The organism is Vibrio albus, assembly GCF_003144035.1.
GTDB lineage: Bacteria > Pseudomonadota > Gammaproteobacteria > Enterobacterales > Vibrionaceae > Vibrio > Vibrio albus.
This window is the reverse complement of the sequence record NZ_QFWT01000008.1, coordinates 113,932-138,374: the sequence shown is the minus strand read 5'-3', so window position 1 is coordinate 138,374 and position 24,443 is coordinate 113,932. Positions and strand designations below refer to the sequence as shown.

Annotated in this window: 18 protein-coding genes; 7 read left to right on the top strand and 11 right to left on the bottom strand. The window is 45.1% G+C overall.

Translation table 11 applies throughout. The annotated features are described in order from the left end of the window. Positions 1 to 70: 70 nt before the first annotated feature. From DI392_RS14580 to DI392_RS14570, 3 genes are all read right to left on the bottom strand, one after another. Positions 71 to 796, bottom strand: coding sequence for a YebC/PmpR family DNA-binding transcriptional regulator (locus tag DI392_RS14580; RefSeq protein WP_109320425.1), 726 nt, complete (start codon positions 794 to 796; stop codon positions 71 to 73). A gap of 71 nt (positions 797 to 867) precedes the next feature. Further along, positions 868 to 1,077, bottom strand: a complete 210-nt coding sequence (locus DI392_RS14575; RefSeq protein WP_109320492.1) for a DUF3283 family protein — start codon at positions 1,075 to 1,077, stop codon at positions 868 to 870. Positions 1,078 to 1,217: 140 nt separating this feature from the next. Continuing rightward, positions 1,218 to 1,412 (bottom strand): hypothetical protein, encoded by a 195-nt coding sequence (locus DI392_RS14570; protein WP_109320424.1) that lies wholly within the window; start codon positions 1,410 to 1,412, stop codon positions 1,218 to 1,220. A gap of 436 nt (positions 1,413 to 1,848) precedes the next feature. On the opposite strand from DI392_RS14570, the gene DI392_RS14565 reads away from it, so the two are divergent. Continuing rightward, on the top strand, positions 1,849 to 2,709 hold the full coding sequence (locus DI392_RS14565; protein ID WP_109320423.1) for an ABC transporter ATP-binding protein: 861 nt from the start codon (positions 1,849 to 1,851) through the stop codon (positions 2,707 to 2,709). Beyond that, a complete protein-coding gene (locus tag DI392_RS14560; RefSeq protein WP_109320422.1) occupies positions 2,706 to 3,638 on the top strand; it encodes an ATP-binding cassette domain-containing protein in 933 nt (310 codons plus the stop codon). The genes DI392_RS14565 and DI392_RS14560 overlap by 4 nt, the downstream gene beginning before the upstream one ends. Positions 3,639 to 3,956: 318 nt before the next feature. On the opposite strand, the gene DI392_RS14555 is transcribed toward DI392_RS14560, so the two are convergent. Continuing rightward, positions 3,957 to 5,933, bottom strand: a complete 1,977-nt coding sequence (locus DI392_RS14555) for a replication initiator protein RctB domain-containing protein (RefSeq protein ID WP_109320421.1) — start codon at positions 5,931 to 5,933, stop codon at positions 3,957 to 3,959. Between the two features lie 1,423 nt (positions 5,934 to 7,356). Here DI392_RS14555 and DI392_RS14550 point away from each other — a divergent pair. From DI392_RS14550 to DI392_RS14535, 4 genes are all read left to right on the top strand, one after another. After that, positions 7,357 to 8,574, top strand: a complete 1,218-nt coding sequence (locus DI392_RS14550) for a ParA family protein (RefSeq protein ID WP_109320420.1) — start codon at positions 7,357 to 7,359, stop codon at positions 8,572 to 8,574. A 6-nt stretch (positions 8,575 to 8,580) separates the two neighbouring features. Then, positions 8,581 to 9,552, top strand: coding sequence for a ParB/RepB/Spo0J family partition protein (locus DI392_RS14545; protein ID WP_109320419.1), 972 nt, complete (start codon positions 8,581 to 8,583; stop codon positions 9,550 to 9,552). A 114-nt stretch (positions 9,553 to 9,666) separates the two neighbouring features. After that, entirely contained in the window at positions 9,667 to 11,718 is a 2,052-nt protein-coding gene (locus DI392_RS14540; protein WP_109320418.1) for a tRNA(Met) cytidine acetyltransferase TmcA, read from the top strand. A gap of 125 nt (positions 11,719 to 11,843) precedes the next feature. Next, complete coding sequence (locus tag DI392_RS14535) at positions 11,844 to 13,526, top strand: flagellar assembly protein A (protein WP_109320417.1); 1,683 nt, start codon at positions 11,844 to 11,846, stop codon at positions 13,524 to 13,526. A 22-nt stretch (positions 13,527 to 13,548) separates the two neighbouring features. Here the strand turns inward: DI392_RS14535 and DI392_RS14530 are convergent, their stop codons facing one another. The 5 genes from DI392_RS14530 to DI392_RS14510 form a co-directional block, all read right to left on the bottom strand. Beyond that, positions 13,549 to 13,824 carry a nitrogenase-stabilizing/protective protein NifW gene (locus DI392_RS14530; protein WP_109320416.1) on the bottom strand — a complete coding sequence of 92 codons (276 nt, stop codon included), beginning with the start codon at positions 13,822 to 13,824 and terminating at the stop codon, positions 13,549 to 13,551. 189 nt (positions 13,825 to 14,013) lie between these two features. Then, complete coding sequence (locus tag DI392_RS14525; RefSeq protein ID WP_109320415.1) at positions 14,014 to 16,128, bottom strand: type I secretion system permease/ATPase; 2,115 nt, start codon at positions 16,126 to 16,128, stop codon at positions 14,014 to 14,016. 39 nt (positions 16,129 to 16,167) lie between these two features. Continuing rightward, positions 16,168 to 18,081, bottom strand: coding sequence for a bifunctional diguanylate cyclase/phosphodiesterase (locus DI392_RS14520; protein ID WP_109320414.1), 1,914 nt, complete (start codon positions 18,079 to 18,081; stop codon positions 16,168 to 16,170). Next, a complete protein-coding gene (locus DI392_RS14515; protein ID WP_425445696.1) occupies positions 18,078 to 18,761 on the bottom strand; it encodes a transglutaminase-like cysteine peptidase in 684 nt (227 codons plus the stop codon). Before DI392_RS14515 ends, DI392_RS14520 begins: the two co-directional genes overlap by 4 nt. Before the next feature lie 100 nt (positions 18,762 to 18,861). Next, positions 18,862 to 20,253, bottom strand: a complete 1,392-nt coding sequence (locus DI392_RS14510) for an HlyD family type I secretion periplasmic adaptor subunit (RefSeq protein ID WP_109320412.1) — start codon at positions 20,251 to 20,253, stop codon at positions 18,862 to 18,864. Positions 20,254 to 20,433: 180 nt separating this feature from the next. On the opposite strand from DI392_RS14510, the gene pdxH reads away from it, so the two are divergent. After that, positions 20,434 to 21,069: a pyridoxamine 5'-phosphate oxidase gene (pdxH, locus tag DI392_RS14505; RefSeq protein ID WP_109320411.1), complete on the top strand. Its 636-nt coding sequence runs from the start codon at positions 20,434 to 20,436 to the stop codon at positions 21,067 to 21,069. A gap of 81 nt (positions 21,070 to 21,150) precedes the next feature. Here pdxH and DI392_RS14500 read toward each other — a convergent pair whose 3' ends face one another. Next, complete coding sequence (locus tag DI392_RS14500; RefSeq protein WP_109320410.1) at positions 21,151 to 23,010, bottom strand: SUMF1/EgtB/PvdO family nonheme iron enzyme; 1,860 nt, start codon at positions 23,008 to 23,010, stop codon at positions 21,151 to 21,153. 150 nt (positions 23,011 to 23,160) lie between these two features. Continuing rightward, complete coding sequence (locus tag DI392_RS14495; RefSeq protein ID WP_109320491.1) at positions 23,161 to 24,264, bottom strand: PEGA domain-containing protein; 1,104 nt, start codon at positions 24,262 to 24,264, stop codon at positions 23,161 to 23,163. Between the last annotated feature and the right edge of the window lie 179 nt (positions 24,265 to 24,443).

The following is a 24,443-nucleotide window of genomic DNA, read 5'->3' as shown; positions in this document are numbered from 1 at the left end:
ATTTACACTGTAAATAAAACAGCCGGGCATAATGCCCGGCTGTTTTATATCAGTCTACCCGTTTTGCAGATTAACCTTCTGGAAGCTCCGCATTGTGGTATACCTGCTGAACATCATCGCAATCATCCAGCATATCCAGGAACTTCTGGAACTGCTCAACGTCTTCTCCTGAGAGCGGAGTATAGTTCTGTGGTACGAAAGTAATTTCTTCGACATCCAGAGTCACATCCGACATCTGCTCATTCAGCGCCGTCTTGACCTTGAAGAATTCGGTATTCGGTGCAAATACAGTGATAACGCCGTCTTCACACTCAATATCAGAGACATCCACATCTTCCATCATCAGCATTTCCAGTACGGCTTCTTCATCGTTGCCTTTGAACTGGAAGACCGCCTGGTGATCGAACATGTGTGATACCGCGCCCGGGCTGCCAATTTTCGCGCCGTTTTTAACAAAACACTGGCGAACATCCTGGAAAGTACGGTTACCGTTGTCTGTCAGACAGTCAACAATAACGCTACAACCGCCAGGACCAAAACCTTCATATCGTGCAGGCTGGAAGTCTTCACCGCCGCCGCCGCTGGCTTTATCCAACGCTTTATCAATCACGTGAGCTGGCACCTGATCTTTCTTAGCTTTGGCAATCAACTGCTTCAAAGACAGGTTAGTATCCGGGTCTGCGCCGCCGTTTTTAGCACAAACGTAGATTTCCTTACCGTATTTAGAATATACCTTAATTTTTGCGCCCTGAGTTTTCGCCATAGAGGCTTTGCGCACTTCAAAACTTCTTCCCATCGGGAGTTCTCTCTAATCCAATTTCGTTTTATTAATGCAAAGAGCAAAGAAACGGGAGGGGCTTACACAAACTAAGCCACCCCCATCATCTTTTTATATTTATCAACTGACTGCTGGAACCATGCCTGTTCCTGCTCGTCACGAATCTTAGTAAACGTTGCTGTGATATCATCCGGGCCCGCCTTTGCTTGCTTCATTTTCCATACGAGAAATGACGCCTGCTTATCAAGCTCGATTTTGTTCTTCTCACCAGGTGGAAGCAGGGATAGATTAATAGACACGATAACCGTCTCAGTCAGTCTTGTAACATGATGCAGGAATATAACACAAATAGTGTTATTGGGACAAAATAAGGGCGACATTACGTCGCCCTTATCAAATCAGCTCAGACATCTCTTATTTAGCAATTAACAATACCGTCCTAATCAAGAAGTCCCATCTCTTCAGCTTCTTCCATTGTTAATCCACTTTCCCGAAGATCCCTCATCATCTCTATGCGCCGGCGGGCGTCTGCTGATTTCACCTGGCCGGTCGATAGTTTGGAGTCTTCATCCTTAAAATCCCAGGTTGATGCTCTATCTGACATTTCCTCATGGTTTAGAGAATTAATAGACATATACACCTCCGAATAAAACCACATCAGGGATAATGTCTATTTAGCAAAGGGTATTATCGGTTGTTAAGTAAAACAACAACAGAATGTGAAGCAGACATAACTTCCGGAAAATAACCATCAAATAGGTCACTAAGGCTTTGCACATTCGTGTATTCAGGATTACCTTTAAAAGATTGACCTTACGTAAAATGGATGAGATCCAGATCGCTTTCTGCTTTCTATTTTCGGCCTCCCGTCCCACTCCCCTTCCCGATGACAGTGAGCAAGGATTCAACACATCGTCTAATAAACCGACAAATTTGAAGTGCGTCGAAATACTCATCATAAGCAACCCCTTGTTTATCGAGGCACATCACTTTTTAACCAAACACTTCTTTTCCACCACGAAATAACCAGCAATGATGAACACTCCTAAACCTATTTGTGAGTATACGTTATGAGCAACAAGCATCCAGAAGCATACCATCCGGATCCACTCATTCAGATCCGAGATTTATCTGTAGACTACATCACTGACCATGGCGATTTCCGGGCAGTCAAATCCGTAAGTTTTGATATCGGAAAAGGCGAAATATTCGGCCTGGCGGGAGAATCGGGCTGTGGTAAAAGTACCATCGCCTTCGCGATCAACCGCCTGCATAAGCCACCAGCCTATATTTCTGAAGGCAGTATTATCTTTGATGGCAAAGACCTTCTGACTTTGTCTGACAAAGAGCTAGGGGTGATGCGCTGGAGTGAAATCGCTATGGTGTTTCAGAGTGCGATGAACTCTCTCAACCCGGTTATCACCGTTGAGGAACAGTTCGCCGATGTACTGCGTCATCATAGGGGGATGTCTGATGAACAAGCCAGAGACCGGGCAGAGAAACTTCTTGATCTGGTGAATATTCCCAGAGAACGCCTGAAGGAGTATCCGCATCAATTCAGCGGAGGAATGAGGCAACGGCTTGTGATCGCTATCGCGCTCAGCCTGAACCCTCAGCTTATCATTATGGATGAACCAACAACGGCACTGGATGTTGTTGTACAGCGTGAAATACTGCAGCAAATCTATCAGCTCAGAGAAGAGTTCGGTTTCTCCGTCCTGTTTATCACCCACGATCTGGCCCTTATGAGCCAACTTTGTGACCGTATTGCCGTGATGCGCTTCGGTGACATTGTTGAAGTGAACAAAGCCTATCAGATCCGTAATCACCCTCAGCACCCATACACACAAAAACTATGGGCATCATTCCCGAATATTCATGAGTCGCAGCACGGCAAAACAACCGACACCACACAGGAGGAGACAGCATGAGCCAGCCAATCATTCAGGTCAACAATGTGGTAAAAACCTTTAACGTTGGTGGAGGGTTTGCCAAGACGGAAACATTCCGGGCGCTGCAGGGAGTCAGTTTTAATCTGCATGCAGGCAAAACTCTTGCGCTGGTTGGAGAATCGGGGTGCGGTAAAAGCACCTGTGCACGCTTAATTACCAAGGTGTATCCGGCAACAGAGGGAGAGATCCTTTACCGGGGAAGAAATATCAACGAAATAACCAAACGTAAAGAGCTTTTGGATTATCGCAGTAAAGTACAAATGGTTTTCCAGGATCCGTTTGGCTCTCTCAATCCCACTCATACTATCGCTCACCACCTGACCCGCCCCCTGAAGATCCACAATCAGGTTAGTGATGCCTCCCAAATCCCGGCAAAGCTAGATGAGTTACTGGATCTGGTGGAACTTGCGCCCGACACCTTGGGTAAATTTCCGCACCAGCTAAGCGGCGGTCAGCGTCAGCGGGTGAATCTGGCCCGTGCTCTGGCGGTGGGTGCAGAAATGATCCTGGCCGATGAACCGACCTCCATGCTAGATGTATCCATCCGCCTTGGTGTACTTAATCTGATGCAAAAAATGAAAACTGAGCTTGGAATAGGCTTTTTGTACATTACGCACGATTTAGCCACTGCGCACTATATCGCTGAAGAAACGGCGGTAATGTACAAAGGACAAATTGTCGAGTGGGGTGATACGCAGTCGATACTCAGAAATGCGCAACACCCTTACACCAAGCTGTTGATCTCTGCTGTTCCGGATCCGGATCTTCCATTTGGTAACCTGGTACAGAGTGAACCTGACTATTCGGTTAATGCCGATAAGATCCGGAAAACCAGTGGTATTCTGCAACCCGAATCCCGTCAAGTTGGTCCAAATCACTTTGTCCGTCTGTGGGATAACGCTGCGTAAACACCTTGATCGACAAAGACAGGAAGCATGATCAAGGAAGGTGACCGTAGTACTGACATCATCCTTGATCATTGTTCCGGATCCGACCGTAATGGGAAGATAGCAGGACACCTTACTGGGCCTGATATGATTGAACGATCTGAAGACAAAAAAATAGCGAGTCAATCTGACTCGCTGAATCTCATCTATCATGGATGTGTCATAAGCCTAATCTGCTTAACACAGAGGGCTTTAAGGTTGTCTATTCAGGAACCATATTAGCCCAAACCATGACGCCAATGTCAGAACACTGTCAACGTTCTGTCCGAAGTGTTCGGCTTACAGCCCGACGGCAACCTCTTCCAGTACCCGGAAGACATCTTCGCTAATGTGACCTTCAAATACCTGCTTGCACACTTTTCGCCTTACGGCTAATCCGGAAATCAGCCTCTCGATAGACAAATGCTTGGACTTCGACTGATGATTGAATAATTCAATCGTTTTACTAAGCGTTGCATAAGAAACGACTTCTCCGCCGACCCTTAACCAATCGAGCTTATCAATGAGCTCCTGACACTCTTCTCTGATTGAGTTAGGGGAATGCCCAGTCATTGCAGAAAGAGCCGTTATACTGCGTTCCAGCGCCTCTGAAGAGGTATATTTGGATAGGGTGATAGTCAGTTCATCAGCATTGATCTCAACCAAATGCTTTCTCTGTTTCACTCTGCGCCCCAGATTACCAGTGGATGACGGGGTCTTACGCTGAACGGGTTCAAACTCACCATCAATAATCTCAGCAAATTCATCCAATTTCTGTCTGGAAACCAATTCGTTACGTAATGGGTTCGGTAAGGTCGGAGCCATATTACGTTTACCAGCATTGGTTGTTCTGGCCCGGGAAAAGCGCAAAACTTCTTCCACATCACACCGAATGTCTACTTGATAGTCACTGACTTTGCCTTTTGTGTCTGCTTTTGTCAGTGTCAGGTGGTAACCCCATAAATTCACGACAAACAGCTCATCACTCCCCTTCCCTTCTGACAGCTTTCTCAGCTCTCTGACCAGTTCAGTAGAAAAGCGTCGCCATTCGATATTTCTAGCCAATTTTTGATTTAACTCACTCAGGAGCATGGTATCAGTAAAACGTCTGGACATACGGCTACGGAAAAATGAGTAAAGCTGAAACACAAGCGTGTGTTGTCTTAGGATCTCTGGTGGAAACAGAAAGAAATAATCCCGGGTTAAAAGCTCTTCATAGAAGGAAGGTTCCCACACCAGAATGTATAAATTTGGTTTAATTCGTATTTCACCCGCCGCATTTTCAGAGGGGGCTTCTTCAGACGCTGTGATTGTTCGGGCCAGAAAACGGAACCGATCACTTTTGAACCCTTCTGGCATATTTTCACTTAACCAGCGTCCGGCAAGTTCATGTAGCTGAAAATCCGTAAACTCAATTCGATCAATACTGTCCCGAATAGAATCCCTGGCAGGACCACTGTCTTTTTTCCCCCTCATAGAGAGAATATCGGTGATATAGAGTGGTGTTTTGTTCGGGATCTGACTGGCGTTTAGCTGATAGTTGTCCTGATGGTGTTCATGGTACTGAACAGTCAGGGTAAACAGAGCAAACAGCGTCATAAGATCGTCAACCGTCATAATATTTTTAGACGATCTTGTCTCGATCACCGCACGGGTTCCAGATATTGAAACCATTGTTTTCTGGTAGTTTTTGCGTGTTCTGGGTGGAGCCAGGGCCTGATCAATGATCCCTGCCCAATTGGTTGGCGAAACAACAAACTGATCTTTTTCGTCTTTCATTGTCGGAGGCGTATTCAAGCCGTACTCATTAAGCAGTCGTCTGTTTACCTGAGTCTGAGCAAGTGCCTTTGAACGTTTTTTCTTTTCCGTTTGTTTAGTCGATTCAGTCATTAAGCTGGTGGCTCCCAGCATAGAAACCAGCTGACTCGGATTTACAAAGCGGTGTAGCATGGTTTTACCTGCTAACCCTTCTTCGAACCTGACTGGTGTCTGTTTAAATAAGCCAATATTGACTGCAGCGCGCAAACGTTGCTGAATTGCAGCTCGGGTCAATCTTCTGTCAGTAGCTTCAACCAGTTCTGTCGTTGAGACGTATCCATCGTGACTGTTTAATCCTTGTAATGAAATAAGGTTAAGTAGTTCAACGATGCTTTTTGTTACGCCTTTAAAATGTTGATATTGCTCTATCCAATCAATGATCTGGTCTGATACTTCAAATAAATGACCATCTTTATGGCAACGTGGAGATTTGATCAGTATCTTTTCATCTGACTTCATTCTATTGTCCGTTATTCATTAACCGTAATAGTGCTATCGTTCCAAGAGAGTAAAGAAAAAAAGATCATAAATAAAGAAAAAAACTGTTTTTTTTAATTAACTGATCTTTTTGATTATTATGATCTAAATTGATTATATGATCTATTGATCTGAATGAGTTTTTGCTTCCATCTCTCTGTTTCTTAACGATTATTTTTTTTCTTCTTCAGAAGCATGATCAAGTGCTATCAGGAAACATGATCAAATAGTTACCGCAACTATGATCAATGAAGTCTGAAACTATGATCATGATAACTACGGAGCCATGATCAATGGGCTAACGGAGCGATGATCATGGCTGATACACAATTTATCCACAAGCCCGTGGTGTAAATAACCTGTCTTTGTTGTTCTGTTTGAGTTGGATTACTATCGGAATGATGATCAAGGAAATGGTTTATTGTCTCTTCTTTACTGTTTGATTAATTTATCACCGTTACTTGTCGTTCGTCTATGTATCCCGTGCCACTCTTCACTTTCAGCCTTTTTACGTAAGCATGATCAAGGTGTATTTCAACCTGATTGTATTTTTGTCGAGTCTCCTTTTTTCTTGGTTAGAGTACTGAATTCTACGGTATGCCGCATTCTATATAGCATCCACCGTAACTTGTCCTTATATTTTCATGCTTCCGGTATAAGGCTTTCCTTGATCATTGATCCGAACTCGGGATCTTAGTCTTAGCGTCTTAATTCACCTGTAAATGCCCTTGATCATTCTTCCTGATAGGCTTGCTTTAACTGGAACGATGATCAAGTACTCTCCTTGATCATTGTTCCAAGACGTGAAGGTCCAAATTCTTTCTCCACTTTGTGTTTCCTATGTTTGTCGGAATTATCTGGTGTGCCGGAGGAGATGCACCTGCAGTGGTTTTCTTTTTCATTTTTCGCTTTGTCCTGGATGAGAGCCGGTTGTTTTGTCTGGAATTTCCCTTCTGTTTTGGTTTGTGGATGACGGCGTGTTCTTAATCGTCTGAAATTTTATTCAGATCCCCCCTTTTCTAACTTACTCTCCAATCTTTATTACGAGACCATTCTGAAACTTTGTTTACTGTGTTTAGCTGTTTTTGTAAGTTGAAATTGCAATAACCGTAAACTAGTGTTGCTTTATAATCGTTCCGGTTATTTTATTTAAATATAGTGTTTTACAGTGTAAATGGGTGACACCGTAACATTTTAAATGTTTGTTTCTTTCAGCATGAGATATTAAAGAATTATAGGCGCTTTTTGGTTGATTTTTGTTCTTGTTTTGTGTTTTATCAGCAATAAGGGGTAAACATTATTTTAAGTTGTGATATCCCATCAAAATGTACGTTCAGCTTTTTATTGTTTTTAATATTTTTTGTTGTACAATCAATTAAAACTTACCCTTATCTGGAAATAGATGATGAAACGAGATAAAACGATTGAAAATCTTTACCAGTTGGCTGAACAAACAAAACAGGTACAGTCTGACCGGATAGAGATAGTTCTGGAAGAACGCAGTGATGATCATTTTCCTCCAATGTCTAAGGCATTGATGGAAACTCGTTCTGGTTTAACCAGAAGGAAGCTAGATGACGCAATTGCAAAACTGGAAAAGCAAGGTCACCAGTTTACGAAAAATAATGCGAATCATTACTCTATTTCTTTGGCTGAAGCCCATATGTTAATGAGCGCAGCAGGAGTGCCGAGTTTCCATGAGCGTAAAAAGGGGGCTGGACATAAGCCTTGGATTATTAACGTTCAGAACCAAAAAGGTGGCACCGGTAAGTCCATGTCTGCGGTACACTTAGCGGCATGCCTTGCTTTGAATCTGGATAAGCGTTATCGCATTTGTCTTATCGACCTTGACCCTCAGGGTTCTTTACGTTTATTTCTAAACCCACAGATCAGTACAGAGGATCACGATAATATTTATTCTGCCGTCGATGTGATGCTGGATAATATTCCGGAAGATACCGTTGTTGACCGGGAGTTTTTAGAGAAAAATGTTTTGCTCCCAACTCAGTACCCTAATTTGCAGACAATATCGGCATTCCCTGAGGATGCGATGTTCAATGCAGAAGCGTGGCAACATCTTTCTAAGCATCAGTCTCTGGATATCGTTCGTTTGTTAAAGGAGAAGTTGATCGATCCTATTGCAGATGATTTCGATATTATTATGATTGATACCGGTCCTCATGTGGATCCTCTGGTCTGGAATGCGATGTATGCCTCAAATGCCCTTATCATCCCATGTGCAGCTAAGCGTTTGGACTGGGCGTCGACGGTTAACTTCTTCCAGCACCTTCCAACGGTTTACGAAATGTTTCCTGAGGATTGGAAAGGGCTCGAGTTTGTTCGTCTGATGCCTACGATGTTTGAAGATGATAATAAAAAACAGCTGTCAGTATTAACCGAAATGAACTATCTGCTGAATGATCAGGTGATGATGGCCACCATTCCACGCAGTCGGGCATTTGAGACTTGTGCGGATACTTATAGTACTGTATTTGATTTAACGGTCGGTGATTTCGAAGGCGGTAAGAAGACGCTGGCCACCGCTCAGGACGCTGTACAAAAAAGTGCTCTGGAGCTAGAGCGTGTGTTACATAGCCATTGGCCATCACTGAATCAGGAGTAATATCAGATGGCAATAAAAACCTCAGATTTAAATGCGAAACTATTTGGCAAGGCGGATAAGCGCCGAGCTACGACACCGGTAGAGGCTCAGTCTGCGGCTAAAGCACGGGCCCAGATAATTGAACTTGCTGTTGCTGGTCAGGACGTCGTCGAATTTGAATTGACGAAAATCCCTGCGGATCAGGTCGAGCTGAAAACCACCGTATTTTCTGATAATGCTCGGGAACAGGCTTTTCTGACTGAATATGCGTTATCAGATATCCTTGTTACTCTAAAGGAGCGAGGCCAGCAATACCCTGCTGTTGGCCGTCGTATGACGGACGGGAAAATTGAAGTTCTGGACGGCAGTCGTCGCCGCAAATCTTGTATCCTGGCGCAGAAAGACTTTCTTATATACGTTGCTGATAATATCACGACAGAACATGCTAAGTTTCTGTCGGACGTAGCAAATGCGCATAAACCGCTTTCACTTTATGAGCGTGGTAAGGAAATGCAGGAGAAGCTGGATAGCGGTGAGGCCAGTGATCAGAAAGCGTTGGCGCAAATGTTCCAGTGTAGTGAAGCACTGGTCAGTGGTGCTTTGAAGGCGGCAGCTTTGCCTTTAGAGCTTTTACAGGCATACCCGAATGTCGGAGAGCTTGGCCGTCCGACCATTGTGAGGTTGCATAAGCATTTTACTTCTCTCTCTCCTGAGCATCAGCAGGCCATTATTGATAAGTGCCGGGACGGTGATGGCTACGTATGGCAGCGTAGTAGTGCCCAGGGCGTTGCCCGTCTGACCAAAGATGTCTCTGAACAATTGGAAAGCTGGATAAGTGAACTTACCCCACCGAAACCAAACAAAGCGGAGAAGCATGAGCTAATCAAAGGGCGGGCGTCTTTTACCAGAAAAGGGGCCAATATGACCATTAATCTGAAAAAGATAGATGATGGAATGATGGAAGACATTATTTCTTTTCTTACATCCAAGCTCAGCTAATTATCGTTTCAGTATAATTTCTAAAAGCCGCTATACAGCGGTTTTTTTGTGTCTGTATGTCAGAATAGCTGTGATACCATTTCCTTATTCCATAGCGACTTGAATTTATGCCCCATGAATGCCTCCCTTCAATTTTTATCTGATTTATCTCAATGTGCGCAGCAGCGAAACCATCGTTTTATTGTCCAGCTTGAAGGTGATATAAGTTGGTGTTCAGGGTTATTGAATCAATTTTTGAAAAGGAATCATCAGCTCAGATCGTTAAAGTTAGGTGGCCAAGCAATCGAGGGTGCCGAGACACACAATCATAAAGCGGGTTCCAGATACCTTGGAATGGAATTTGACTGTCTGATTTATGATGACAGTGAAGGGATTGATGCAAACAGCCTGACAGCCGCAACCGGCGCTTTGGTTGGGGGAGGGCTGCTGTTCCTCATTCTCTCCGAGAGAGAGAGCCATTTTGGTCAGTGGTTACAGGTTCATCTTCGTCGAGCTCAACAGGCGAAACAGTGTTTTCGGTTAAGTCAGTTTGGGCTCCTTCCAGAGTTACCGGTCGATTCAGTTGCCAATACCACTAAGCCGGCGTTTTCCGATCAACAAGAAGCCATTACCGCTATACAAAAAGTGGTTACCGGACACAGAAAAAGGCCGCTGGTTATCAGCGCTGACCGAGGGAGAGGTAAAAGCACGGCGCTGGGGCTTGCTTCCGCCAGGTTGATGAATAACAGAAGCATCCATATTCTGGTCACTGCACCGGCGAGAAAGGCGGTTAATCCTGTGTTCTTACATGCCAGAGCACATTTAGATCATGTGTTACATCATACAGCCAGTCATATCAGTACTGAGCATGCCTCTTTATCTTTTATTTCTCCGGATGAATTGCTGAAGGATCTTCCAGAATGTGATTTATTGATTGTCGATGAAGCATCGGCGATTCCTATTCCAATGCTGAAAGCCATGGTAGGCCGGTATCACAGAATGGTTTTTTCTACTACGGTACATGGGTATGAAGGGTGTGGGCGAGGGTTTACGCTTAAGTTTACTCGTTGGTTGGATGAACACCGGCCTGGATGGCGTCTGACTCAGTTGACCCAACCGATTCGTTGGCAAATGAATGACCCGCTTGAGCAGTGGGTATTTGACACCTTTCTACTCAATGCTGAATTAAATAGCCAAGGTACTTCGGTTACGCAGACTGAAACTCGTTTTTCTTATATTGATAAGCGGTCTCTGTTAACCACCGAGTGGTTACGGGAGTGTTTCGCTCTTCTGGTTAATGCGCATTATCAAACGTCACCGAATGATTTAGTTCATATCTTGCAGGATCCTTGTGTCCACCTATTTGTGAGTTTGAAGGATGACGGCACCTGTATCGGTTGTATGTTGGTTACGGTCGAGGGAGGGGTTGAACCACCATTGGCTGCGGAGATTATGTCAGGAAAAAGACGGCCGAAAGGGCACTTGGTCGCGGGTACGATCGCTTGTCAGCTCGGTTTTAAAGAAGGCGTTTTACAAACCGGTTTGCGTATTATGCGAATTGCCGTTCATCCAGACTATCAGCAGAAAAAAATCGGATCATGGATGTTGAATCAGCTACGGATGCAGAAGAATCTGCCTTTTGACTATATTGCTACCAGTTTTGGGGTCACAATCGATTTACTGAATTTTTGGTGTAAGAATGGTTTTTCACCTGTACGTTTAGGGGCTAACAGAGATCAGGCGAGTGGTACTCATTCCTTATTGATGATTGACCGTAATATCCATCAGGGGTGGGTTGAGGAATGTTATTCCGGATTCATTGATGATTTTTCCGGACTGCTTAATGACGCTTTTTCAGACCTGGAACCTGAGCTTACTGTCGCCATTCTTTCAGCTTCAGCTCAGTATTTCACACGGCTAAAGCGTCGACAGACAGAACTGGTTCAAAAGTATTGCCAGGGCGATTGTTTGTATGAGAGTGTATATTCCTATAGCCGAGAGCTGGCACTTAGCTTGCTAAGTGGTAGTGATAATATTGAGAGACAAAGTGTTTTAGTCATTGTAGCAAAACTGCTTCAGTCGCGTTCATGGCAAGAAGTGGCGACATTGTTTGGATTGTCAGGACGGAAACAGGCTGAGCAACAGCTGAGGAATCAACTTCATCAGTTATTGAAATTTACAGTGTAAATATAGGTATAGATTTACACTGTAAATTGAACAGTGATGATAGTTGGATTATCGACTATTCATTAAGTCATTTTGTTTGGAATTAGATAGACTTAGGATCAGGTTGTCTGTAGCAGGGTGTCAATATGTGGAAGGAATTGGTTCATCTTTCTGATGATGGTGCAAGTGTCATAGCGAAACTTCCGGCTGGTGAAGAAGCTAGCCAACATCTAAGTAATGATGGACTGGATCGTGAGCTTGAAGTTCTGGGCGTCGGTCGTTATTTAATGGATAACGAGGCGGTCACCCGGTTCATCAATGCTGCGAAAGAAGGAAGTGGCTCTGCGTATGAGGGGATAGAGATTGCCGCACAGAAAAATGCGCAGGTAGAAATTTCCCTTTCTGATCACGATATGATTGCCAACATGAAGGTAACAGGAGCTTATGGAGGCCGGGGTGTAAATGGCCCTGAAATTCTGCGGGCCCTCGCGGAAGCGAAAGTCATAAAAGGCATTAACAAATTAGCTTTGAAAAAAGTTCTGTCAGTCAGTAGAGAACTCGGTCCCGGGGAGTCTTTCACTCAGCCCGTTGCTCAAGGGACGCTTCCTGAACAGGGGGAGGATACAAAGTTTATTCCTCAGGTTCCAGATGTTAACCAGCGAGTATTATCGCCACAGGAAAGTAATTCAAAAACAGGCAAAGTGGATATGCGTAACTTGGGGGAAACGATCACCGTGGAAGAAAATGATCCCCTAATGAGGCGTATTCCAGCAACAAAGGGGCGACCTGGCTTTACTGTTTTAGGAGAGGTGATTCCACCCAAACCGGGTCATGATAGTCAGTTGAAACCGGGGAAAGGCTCTGCTATCGATAAGGCTGACCCTAACTTGCTTGTGGCTACCCAGCCTGGTATGCCGATGATAAAAAATAACAGCGTTGATGTTGATCCTGCACTGTGTCTTTCTAAAGTGGATGCAACAACCGGCCATGTTAAATTTAAAGGCAGTGTCGTGATTTCCGGTAATGTTGAACCCTCTATGGTGGTGAGAGCGACAGGGTCAATTACTATTGGCGGATTTATTGAATCAGCGGATGTGCAGGCGCAGGAAGATATTATTGTTGGTCAGGGTATTATTGGTCACGCTGTCGATGATGATCAGGAGCGCGTATGTTCAGTAAAAAGTAATGGAAGCATCCGTACGAAATATGCGCAATATGCACAACTTCAGGCAGCTAAAGATATTGAAATGGAGATCCACTGTCTCAGTAATGACGTGAAATGTGGTGGAGATCTTACCGTTTGTGATGCCAGTGACCGGAAGGGTACTCTAAGTGGTGGTAAGGCCGTTGTAGGGGGCAAAATCATCTGTGTGAATCTGGGGGTGGAAGGTGACACTGCTACCTTTGTTCAGGCTTTCTCTCGTTATGGTCGATATAAGGAGCGTATTGAGGCACTCAGAGACAGTTACAGAGTGGCTCAAGATGAAACGATGAAGGTGGTTCGAGCTGAGATAAACCTTAAGAAAAAACCGAAAGCAGAGCGAACTCAGGAAGATATTGACGATGTAGACAAGCTGAAGCTGGAAAAAAATCAGGCCATGGAACAGGCAAAATCAAAGCTTGAGCGGGCGGAAAGTGAATTCGAGTATCTCCTGAAAGAAAACGCTGTGATTGCCCGTAGTAAAGTTTATACAAGAGTGACGGTTCAGTTTGGTGAATCTACGGTTATTACGAAGCGTGAACATGCCGCTTGTACTTTCAGTTTTGACCAGTATCAGATTAAGTGTCGTTCAATGGTGGAAGGGGTTGGTGATGACGAGGACGCATAGGCCTAATGAGCACTGATTACGTTCAACGTCGTTGACAGGAAGTACAGCCCCGGCAGGCTGAACGAGAATGAGGGTCCAGACGACCTCTCTGTACCTTACAATAGGCATTCTTTAATGCTCGGCGAGCAGAAAACCAGTCATCCGGTTTTTCCAGCAATAAATACCCATTAAAACGCTTCACCAGTTGGGTTCGGTATTCGTTGATAAAACGACTATCGAACTCAATATCAAAATAGTCTAGTGCTTGTTCTATCGACGTAAAGCTTTCGATAGTCTGCTGAATATCTGTCTGACTCATCACTTAAACCGGAAAAAGATGGATACCATCTAACATAAGGTAAAGTTTCCGCTATTTCTAGTTTAATAAATTAAATTCTACTTATCATAGTAAAATGCATAATATTCCATTTATTACGCTAATCTGTTTCATTTTGATATATCACAACTATAGTGTTGCTCTGAACCGTGAGAGGCCTGTATTAGGGGGTTATCCGACAGCGTGAACGTCGCCTTTTTTCAAGGCCTCTATCACTTGTTTTTTAGGACCGTCTGCAATAATACTGCCTCTGTCCATCAGAATGATCCGGTCAACGACGTCTATCATGGAGCTTTTGTGTGTAATCACGATAAGAGTTTCGTTCTTTCTGAGTTGTGTTAGCTGATGTTTTATATGCATTTCTGTCCGGTTGTCCATAGCACTGGTTGGCTCATCCATCAATAGTATGGGGGGCCTTCCCAGCATGGCGCGGGCAATGGCGACAGACTGGCGCTGTCCGCCGGAAAGCAGCATGCCGCCTTCGCCGACCTGTCTCTCCAGACCGGCCGGGTCTAATTGAGTAAAGTGAGTTACCCCCGAGCGGCTGGCTGCTTCCATTATTGCTCTGTCATCTGCCAGTGGTTTTCCCAACGTAATGTTGTCCCGGATGGAACCATAGAACAACACACTTTCCTGGGGAACACAGCCAATATTACGTCGTACATCGACATGGTGTAACTGATTAATGTCTGTATCATCGAGCCGGACATTTCCCTCGGTCGGACGGTAAAGCCCCATAATAAGTCTTTGAAGGGTTGTTTTGCCTGATCCTACTCTGCCGATAATAGCGATTCTTTCACCCGGTTGGATCGTCAGGGTTACATCCCGAATAGAAGCATATGGGGAATCCGGATAGTGGAAGGTGACTTTTTCCAGCTCTATTTTCCCATGAATAACAGGGCGGTGAATATAGCGTTTTCCTTCTTCCTGCTCGTCAGGCATAGCCATAACTTGTTCGATGATAGTCATAGACGATTTAGCCTGGTTATAACGGGTAGACAGGAGTGAAAGCTGGACAAGCGGGGCGATAGCTCTGCTACTTAGCATTGTAGCCGCGATGAGTCCGCCCATGGTGAGTTTGCCCTCTGCAATAAGATAGACCCCCAGAATAATCATGCCGACACTGCTGGACTGCTGTACAAAGCTAGCCATGCTCTGGATGGTGTTGCTTATTTTATGGCTTTTAATATTCCAGTTAGCCATATGTGCAACCGCTTCTTCCCAGCGGTACTGAAATTGAGAGGCTGCACCAAAAATTTTGACGGATTCTAGTCCGGCAAGGCTTTCTATCAGGTTAGCGTATTTTTGTGAGGCTAAGCGCGACCCCTCTTCAATGCTTTGTTTTAATGGTCCCTGAATTAAGAGTGCGTGTATGATCAGGATGATGGCTCCTGTCGTCGGAATATAGACAAGATCGCCGGTCAGAAGCCAGATAATCACCAGAAACATAATGGCAAAAGGCAGGTCTATCAGTGCAGATATGGTAGCAGAGGTGAAAAATTCACGGATGGCTTCAAATTCTTGTAGGTGTCTTGCAAAGGCTCCGACTGATGGAGGCCTGCTTTCCAGGCGTATCCCCATAACCTTGCTGAAAAGTCGTGAAGAGATCAGTATATCGGTTTTTTTTCCTGCAATATCAATAAAATAACTGCGTAATAGTTTCAGGATAAAATCAAAAATAAACACGACGAACACACCAGATGCGAGTACCCAGAGTGACTCAAAGGCTAGGTTAGGAACTACTCGGTCATAGACTATGCGGGTAAACAGGGGCGCAGAAATAGCAAATACGTTAATCAGCAGCGAAGCAATGAGTACGTCCCGGTAAATCTGTTTAGATTCAAATAACGTTCCCCAGAACCAGTGTCCCTGACGCGGCTTTAAAATTTCGGGTGAGCGCTCATCGTAATGGAACTGTTTTTTTACCAAAAAGTAGCGGCCGATATATTGTTGCGAGAGCTCATCGAGAGGAAGGGTGATGGGAAGCAAGTGAGAGTCAGTCGTAACCACTTCCGCCTCTTGTTTATTCTGGTCGATACTGACCAGCACACAAGCGTCTCCTTCTTTCAGCAGCAGAACGGCCGGGAGTATCAGCTCGGATATTTTTTTCAGAGGAGCCCGATTTTCTCTGGCCACCAGTCCACCCCTTTCTGCTGCTCGGGGAAACAGAAACGGCGTCAGTCGGCCATCCCCAAGCGGAAGCCCGTTAATAAGGGCTTCCGGTGAGTTAGCCAGTCCGTAGTAACGGCTGACATAAACCAGTGAAGTCAGTAAAGGATCGAGCATCGTTCTGTCACCTCTTATGTGTTGTTATTGGACTTGCCTCTATTCATGGTCGACAATAAATCCTTGGTATACTTCAACAAAATGCTCAGACAGGAAATCTAGCTGCGTCTGAGTTTCTACCCGTGATGCGATGGTGGTAATGCCCAGATCATGTGCGGTCCGGGAAATGGATGTCAGTGTATAGCGCTGCTTTTCATCCTCTATCTGGTGTGTATACAGGTAGTCCAGCTTGACATAATTCGGCCTGAATTCGTTGACATAATCGAGTGAATAGAAATGTCGACCATAGTTATCTACCCCGAATTTCGCTCCGTTGGTGCTGATAGCATTACATAGCAGGGCTGTATGATGCTGGTGATGTATAAAGCATAGCTCCGGAATTTCAAAGTGCAGTTTAGAGGCGACTTGCTGATGGCGGTGCAGTTCTTTACTCAGCCAGCGAATAAAGCTTGGCGCAATGACGCTACTGACAGTCAGGTTGATAGCCAGCGCTTCTTCCAGAATGCCCTGTTCCAGCTTTTCAATCATGTTGCTGATAACGTACTTATCAAAAATAAAGCCAGCATTCAGCTGTTCCAGAGCAAACAGGTACTGGTTCGCTGTATAGCGCTTACCATCCATTTCTATGGCAGAGAACACTTCTTTGTGGAATATGGTGCCTGCAGCGTTGCTGGCTGACTGGAACTTGAAGTGAACAGCATGATTGGCGATGGCTTCTTCAACCAGGGCCCGCCACTGTTGTTTGCCCAAAGTGGTCTGTCCGTCTTGTTCGGTAATCAATCCGTAGTCTTTTTCTGGTGAGGAGTGTGCCTGAGATATCGCGTTATCCATCAGTGACAGAATCTCACTGTTGTTTTTCGGTTCACTGTTATACACCACCCCCAGTATGGCATTGTCCGGAGCCGATCCTGTCGGGTTGGTACAGACATTTTTGGCATGGCTGATAATATCTTCCGCAATAATCCGAAGTTCCTGTTCACTAATGTTCGGGAAAATAAAACCGAACTCTTCTGTATGGAGTCGGGCAATGGTAATGGCAGGGGAGGGGGTCGCTGCTTTTAGCTGATTAGCCAGTTCCTTGACTAAACGGTCTCCACTTTCATACCCACTTTCATCATACGCGTCTTTAATAAACTGTACCTGCAGCAGAGCCACACCCCCGTTAGCGGATTCATTCAGCCACTGACTGAGCTGAGCCATAAAGAAAGCGCGATTACCTAAACGAGAAACCGGATCCAGGTATGCGCGCTCGCGCAGTTGCTGTGCCTCTTTTGCTTGCGCTTTAAAACTTTTTTCTATTTGTTGCGACATACTATTGATGCCGTTGACAACCGGAATCAGATCTTTTGTTTTGGGTTGCGCCAGAGGCTTGCCAAATTTGTTTTCGGCGATCTCTTTCATTTTTTTGATGATCATGTCTAACGGCTTCAAAGAGCGCTTCAACATGAAAGCGATCAAAATTAAGCCGACGATGATGGCGATACCGAAAGCCAGCAGAAGGTTGATTAATGCGTCCCAAAGCTGTTCGTATGCATCACCCGGGTGGCTGACTATTTCGATTTCAGCCAGTTGCAGCCAGCCGCTGGTGATAATACGGCTATCATGTTGTTTGGTAAGAAAGTTAAGGTCGATAAACCACTGCGGCACCCCATGAGCCATCACTTTATATGACCGGACTATCTCTTCATTGGTATCAAGCAGTGTCAGTTTCACTACGGAATAAGAGCTACCGTCAAATAAGGCATTGATGACCGATTCCGCAGCTACCGAATCCTTTTTTTCCAGATAAGGTGAAAGAGCCAGGCCGACTGTATTCATGGTGTTATTCATTTCCGAGCGTTGTTGTTGCTCGAGAAAGTTACGGGTAGTCGTGAACTCATTGGCCAGTACGGAACCTATGAGCAGTAAAAACACGGCTAACATCCCCGTGACAAGCTTGTTATATAATGTCATGGTGTTTTCTCAAAATAGTCGTCGAGATTGATTACTGGTTTATTCAGGGTTAACGCATCTTTGCGCGAACGTAATTCATTCCATAAGCTTAAACGGGAAGATTTACCTGCGAGTTTACCGCCGGTTTTTTCTTTCATCAGCCACAGGTTCTGACCATTGAAGCTGTATATCGGCAGCAAATCGGTACGCTGGCTGGCAGGTAAGATCACTGGATTAATATTATCCAGTACCAGTGGAACCGCACTGGGCTTGGAATAATAGGTTAATACCATATGAAACTCATTGAGTTTAAGCGCTTTTACGTAAGCCAGACGGAGTTTTTTGTCAGAAACGCCCAGCTCAAGCAAAGAAAAATATTTAGAAATAGTGAAGTCTTCGCAGTCACCGCCATAGGCACCGAGAAATTCCAGAGGTGTCGCCCAGTAGTCTTTCTTTCCCCACAAATAAATATCATTAACAAAGTGCTGCTTATTGAAAAAATCATTGACCCCGGTTAGCTTCTCCATTTCGGAAGCTGAGGCCAGGTTTCCTATCGTTTTCCGCCACCCTTGAACTCTGGAGCCTGACTTGCCTCCATAGGTATCCTGAACAACATCGACCCACTGTTGTTCCTTAGTATTTAAGGCTACTGAGGTCATCGAAAGACCGATCAGTAATATGAAAACAAACGTTTTCTTTATCATATAACGGATGCCCGCTTATTTAGGCCTGATGTTGTAATACGTTTGTGTTCTTGCCGTTTTGTCGAAAAACCGGTAGTTATCCATAGCGTCTCCATCCTTATTCCCGGAAAGCGGTGTATCGGGCTGTGATAATAGGTTTCAGTATATAGTCTAGTACAGTGCGCTTTCCGGTGATGATATCCACTGAAGTGGTCATTCCGGGAATAATGGGGAGTTCTCCGTTGGTGCCAAATTCGTCTTTATCGGTTCGGATGCGGACCAGGTAGTAGCTATTGCCTTCTTCATCCTGAATAGTATCGGCACTGATGTGTTCCAGCTCGCCTTCTAAGCCCCCGTACCGGGTAAAATCATAGGCGCTGAATTTAACGATGGCCGGTAGTCCCGGCCGCAGAAACGCAATATCTTGTGGTGCTATCTTGGCTTCGATTAAAAGCGAGTCTTCAGTAGGAACGATTTCGACCAGGTCCATACCGGGCTGTATGACGCCTCCAACCGTATTGGTATACAGCTTCTGAATGGTGCCCGTCACAGGTGAGACTACGGTGGTACGGTTAACCCGGTCTTCCAGGCCAACGGCCGATTCTGTCAGCGCCGAAAGCCGGTCCTGCTCCTGATTCAGCTTTTCCTGTTGTTCTGAGCGAAATTTCAGGGCTACATCAATACGGTTAAACATGGCTTCACGTATTGCTGCATTGAGTACCGGAATTTTTAACTGAGCGGAGGTCAGTTCTCTACGTGTATCGTTAAGTTGACGTTGGAGTTTGAGTAGCTCTATTTTAGGTACGACCCCTTCATCTGCCAGAGGCTGGGTAATCTCCAGCTCTCTTTTGGCAAAGTCATAACTGGTCTTAAGGTTTGTTGCCCGGGCTCTGATTTCGACCAAATCCTGTTGTTTCTGTTTAACCTGCTGGCTCAGAACGGACAGTTGGTTTTGCAGGTTTTCCAGATCCTGGCGATATTCATCGGTTTGTCTTTTGACCAGTGCGGGTTGTGCTTCTTTGAGGGAAGTGGGAAACGTCAGTCTATTAAAATTGATGGTTACACTGTTTTCCCAGTCTTTGGCATTCAGTTTCTCCTGAATATTAACACTGGCGATGGACGCAGAAAGCTGGAGGACGTTTGCCGTCAGGTTTGTGACCTGTTGCTCTCTTTCCCGAAAATCAGAACGGAACCGGGTATCGTCAATCAGCAGAAGTTGTTGGCCTTTCTGAACCTGCTGGCCTTCTCTGACGAGAATTTGTTTGACCAGTCCGCCCTCTAAATTTTGCACTACCTGCAGCTGAGAGGATGGGATGACTTTTCCTGTACCCACGGTGACCTTATCTATTTCTGCCCAGTATGCCCAGCCAACAGCGGCAATAAAAAAAAGCACAACCATCCATAACAGTAGCCTTGCACTGCTGGGTGTATTCAGAAGCAACGCGGCGGTCTTATCGTCTATATAATCGAGTTCTGTTTCGTTGAGCTTATGGTATTGTTTACTGCTCATTCGGATTCCTTGTATAGCGACAAGCTAAAATATAGCGTTCTGAATATAAGCTTATGTGTAGATTACGAAAAAGTTAAGTGCAACCATAGTGTTATCTTCGAGACATTCAGGTAATTTGTGTATTGTCCTTGCGTTACGCCACTGGACGGAGCACAATCGGGGAAAAAATGAGGAGTAGAAATGGAACTGTCTGATATTCGCCGGGAATATACGAAAGGGGGCTTACGCAGCAAGGATCTAAAAGCGGATCCTATCGACCAGTTTAATTTGTGGTTACAGCAGGCTATTGATGCAAAGCTGCCAGACCCTACCGCGATGACTGTCGCAACGGTAAACAGTAACGGGCAGCCATCCCAACGTATTGTACTGCTAAAACATGTAGATAAAGATGGGTTTGTTTTTTATACCAACCTGGGTAGCCGTAAATCGGAAGATATCAAAGGTAACAGCAAAGTGAGCCTTCATTTCCCATGGCATTCTATCGAAAGGCAGGTGGCCATTACGGGAACAGCGGAAAAGCTGACCGCGATGGAAAATATGAAGTATTTCTCTTCTCGCCCGAAAGAGAGTCAACTGGCTGCATGGGCGAGTAAACAGAGCAGCCGCATTTCGACCCGTGGGGTGCTTGAAGGTAAGTTTCTCGAACTAAAAAATAAGTTTGCCAAAGGTGAAATCCCGGTACCATCATTTTGGGGGGGATACCGTATTCGTCCGGAAACCATTGAGTTCTGGCAAGGGGGAGAGCATCGCCTGCATGACCGCTTCTTATTTACCCGGCAGGATGGGCATTGGGACGTCGAAAGACTGGCACCTTAGTCCGCTGACGTTATCTATCGCGCATAAAAAACGGCCTTCTGCATTTGCAGAAGGCCGTTTTATTTTGGTTTACTGAGTAAATTACAGCTCTCTGAGGATCCGGAAACCGACATAGTTGGAGGCCGTATTCGGATCCAGGAATAAGCGGCTTTCTGCGGCAGCCTGATTAGGTGAGAAACTCCAGGCTCCGCCTTTGGTTACGCCACGGGCATCGCTGGTCCATTCCCATACATTTCCTGCAATGTCATACAGGCCGAAACTGTTGGCTGGGAAGCTTTTCACCGGAGAGGTGCTGACGTTGGACCATTTGGTGCCCCCCCAGCCGGTATTCGCGTTACCCGTACCAAACTGGTTACCCCACCAGTAAGTGGTTTTGGTTCCGGCACGGGCTCCGATTTCCCACTCATCTTCGCTTGGCAGGCGATAGTTAAACCCCGTCTCTCTGGACAGCCATTTTACATAAGCCTTCGCATCGTTTTGGCTGATACAAACCGCTGGTGAGTCAGACGATTGTCTGAATCCCGGGTTTCTCCAGTAACTGTCTTTTACCGGAATAACCTGCGAGTCATTCACTGTTGTACAGAGCTTTTGTAGCTCCGCATCTGTCTGATATCCCGTGTTGTTTACGAACATTTCAAACTGGGATACGGTAATTGGGGTCGCCGAGAGCGCGTATGCATCGGATACTGTCACCAGTTTGGCGGCATGTTCTCTGGTCAGGTACTCTCCCGCGCCGATAACCACCATTTCGGGGGCTTTGGCCTTACTATTCAGAGCGTCGGCAAAGACTTTTCCTGAGTGAGGAAGGTTTTGCGTTTCTCTTAATATGGCTCGCAATGTATGATCACTGTCGATCTTAAGTTCCTGATGGAAGGAGCGATAACCTTCTTTCTGTACCGTGACCATGTGTGGGCCGACCGGAAGCATCACATCCACCGGAGTATTGCCGTAGTTCACACCATCAATAGACACAAGATCTTTATATTGGTTGGAGCGTATAGTCAGGGTTACCCACTGGACTTCTTTTTGTTGGCCCTCTTCCGCTGATTTTGTTCCTTCATCAAAACAGTACTGAGAGCCGATATTAAGTAGCTTACAGGGCGTATTTTTAGCAGGACGAGCTTCCAGAGTCATATTCAGGACGGTTTGGTGTTTATTCTGATCGTAGAATTTAGATACAGAGGTGTTGTGCCCAACCACATGAATGTTCAGAGAAGTATTGCCTAAGTGCTGTTTGATCAGTTTGGATTCCGTTGTATCGGAAATCAGTTCATCCTGAAACTGTCCTACCGCTTTTTGCATGGCAAGGTTTTTGGTTTGCTCGCGACATTGGCCTAGCGTCATGTTCGGTTTACAGGTATTGGTAAAACTCACTTTCAGCTGTTTTTGTTGAGTAAGCTCACCACGCAACCTTTCGGCTCGCGTTCGCCGTTTGTGCTGTTCTAATGTTTCCAGCTCAGTTTTGATGTGTTTGAGCTTGGTTTCTCGCTGAGTCAAATCGGCATACATTTCCTGCAGGTCTTGCTCGGCCTCCAGGCGTTCCTGTTGATTCTTTTTCACGTCAGCCCAGGCATTTTGATAAGCCCCCTGACTTGGTCGGATATCAAAGTCTGGTTCATTCAGAATACGGCTGTAGTCCCGGTCCAGTACTTTTTGCGCTTGCGCCAGTTTTTGATCCAGCTGTTCGGCTACTTTTTCCAACCGGTTTTGGTTTTCCTGAGCCAGCCGGATAGAAGCCTTTTTATCAGCGACTTTCCGTGAAGCTTTTTCCATTTCAGTTCGCTGAGTAAACAGTGCATCATCAATCCTTTGTACTGTTTCTACAGGCGTACTTATGTTTTCCTGGGGCGTTTTGTCTACAGGCGTATCAGCTGCCATTGAGGGAGCCAACGCCAGGCACGGTGTCAGTGCTATCAGTAGTGCAGGTAATCCTTGTCGCATCTTAGAAATACTACTTTATTGATTAATTGGGCAATTTGTTTATTTTATACTAAAAAGCCACTTTGTCAGAATATCGTCAAAAGATAAACAGACAAAGTGGCTTTTTAAGATCCGCTTTATGAATTTTGGCTTAATTTAATGCCAAAACACTTAGCTTTCTTTGTTTGGCATCAGTTTTACCCAGACCGTATCATTACCATTCACTGTAATCACACGGTTATAGGTCTCATAGCCATCTTTGGATACCGTCACCTGATGTCGGCCAGTCGGAAGAACTATCTCAACCGGAGTGCTGCCGTATTTTACGCCATCAATGGTAACCGCATCATTGTACTGATCGGAACGTACGGTGACATTAGCCCATTGTTTGTCCTTGTTCTTACTCGATTTTGCCTGACCTTTAAGGCAATAGCGGGCTTCAACATTCAGCAAGCTGCACGCTGCCACTGCTTCTGGTTTGGCCTGAAGCTGTGCCTGCATTTGTGTAAAGTAAGCATTGTCGCCAGAAAAACCACTTTGAGTGATCTGACTTTCCTGTACATGAATGTTCAGTTGAACGCCTTCAAGATTTTGCTTTGCCAAAACCGACTCGGTAAGGTTAGAAAGCAGTTTCGATTTAAAGGTTTTCACCGCTTTCTGTTTAGTCAGGTATTTACCCTGACTGATACATTCGCCCAGAGTCATCGTTGTAGAGCAAGTCGTCGTATAACTGGTTTCCAGTACATCGCTTTCTCTTAACTCTGCGTTGATGCGTTTGACTCTGGCTTCAACTCTGGCTTCTTTCAGATTTTCCAGCTCATTACTGAAACGGGCTTTCTTTTGCTTTAGCTGTGAAAGACGCATTTCTGCTTCAGTGATGTCCTGGCTGTTCGTTAGTCTGTTTGACTGGTTTTCCTTTACCGCATTCCAGGCTTCCTGATACTGCTTTTGGAAGCTGGTCAGATCGGTTTCCGGGTCATCAAGTAAGCGAGCATATTGTTTGTCCAGTGTGGATTTTGTGCGATTACGCTTCGCTTCCAGTTCACCACCTTCTCTCTGTAATGCTTCCTGTTTTTGAGTAAGCTGTCTTAATGTTGCCGACTCAGAAGCAGATTCTTCGTTTACGGCGTTTATGTCAGCCTTTTTCTGATCGATTTTTGCGTCAATTGTGACAACAGGATCTACGGGTTGTTGTAGCTCCTCTGCCGAAATTGATGCCGACAGCCAGAAAGGCGTTAGCGCAAGCATAAGCGCTGGGATACGGCGTTTAATCATAAGTCCCTGCATTGTATTTCAAAATTAAAAAATCAGTCCTTTACCTGTTTATCTTTTAATGATTAAAGCCGGTTGTACATTGACTTCATCAGGTTAAGGAGATGAAAAAAATAAGTAATAACAGTCAGATACTGTTTCTTGATAACACAGATCTCGCGATATTGCTATCCATTGTAATG

Coding starts and splice junctions, on each gene's coding strand:
- DI392_RS14580 (WP_109320425.1), bottom strand. CDS start 796: ATGGGAAGAAGTTTTGAAGTGCGCAAAGCCTCTATGGCGAAAACTCAG.
- DI392_RS14570 (WP_109320424.1), bottom strand. CDS start 1,412: ATGTCTATTAATTCTCTAAACCATGAGGAAATGTCAGATAGAGCATCA.
- DI392_RS14565 (WP_109320423.1), top strand. CDS start 1,849: ATGAGCAACAAGCATCCAGAAGCATACCATCCGGATCCACTCATTCAG.
- DI392_RS14560 (WP_109320422.1), top strand. CDS start 2,706: ATGAGCCAGCCAATCATTCAGGTCAACAATGTGGTAAAAACCTTTAAC.
- DI392_RS14555 (WP_109320421.1), bottom strand. CDS start 5,933: ATGAAGTCAGATGAAAAGATACTGATCAAATCTCCACGTTGCCATAAA.
- DI392_RS14550 (WP_109320420.1), top strand. CDS start 7,357: ATGAAACGAGATAAAACGATTGAAAATCTTTACCAGTTGGCTGAACAA.
- DI392_RS14545 (WP_109320419.1), top strand. CDS start 8,581: ATGGCAATAAAAACCTCAGATTTAAATGCGAAACTATTTGGCAAGGCG.
- DI392_RS14540 (WP_109320418.1), top strand. CDS start 9,667: ATGAATGCCTCCCTTCAATTTTTATCTGATTTATCTCAATGTGCGCAG.
- DI392_RS14535 (WP_109320417.1), top strand. CDS start 11,844: ATGTGGAAGGAATTGGTTCATCTTTCTGATGATGGTGCAAGTGTCATA.
- DI392_RS14530 (WP_109320416.1), bottom strand. CDS start 13,824: ATGAGTCAGACAGATATTCAGCAGACTATCGAAAGCTTTACGTCGATA.
- DI392_RS14525 (WP_109320415.1), bottom strand. CDS start 16,128: ATGCTCGATCCTTTACTGACTTCACTGGTTTATGTCAGCCGTTACTAC.
- DI392_RS14520 (WP_109320414.1), bottom strand. CDS start 18,081: ATGACATTATATAACAAGCTTGTCACGGGGATGTTAGCCGTGTTTTTA.
- DI392_RS14510 (WP_109320412.1), bottom strand. CDS start 20,253: ATGAGCAGTAAACAATACCATAAGCTCAACGAAACAGAACTCGATTAT.
- pdxH (WP_109320411.1), top strand. CDS start 20,434: ATGGAACTGTCTGATATTCGCCGGGAATATACGAAAGGGGGCTTACGC.
- DI392_RS14500 (WP_109320410.1), bottom strand. CDS start 23,010: ATGCGACAAGGATTACCTGCACTACTGATAGCACTGACACCGTGCCTG.
- DI392_RS14495 (WP_109320491.1), bottom strand. CDS start 24,264: ATGATTAAACGCCGTATCCCAGCGCTTATGCTTGCGCTAACGCCTTTC.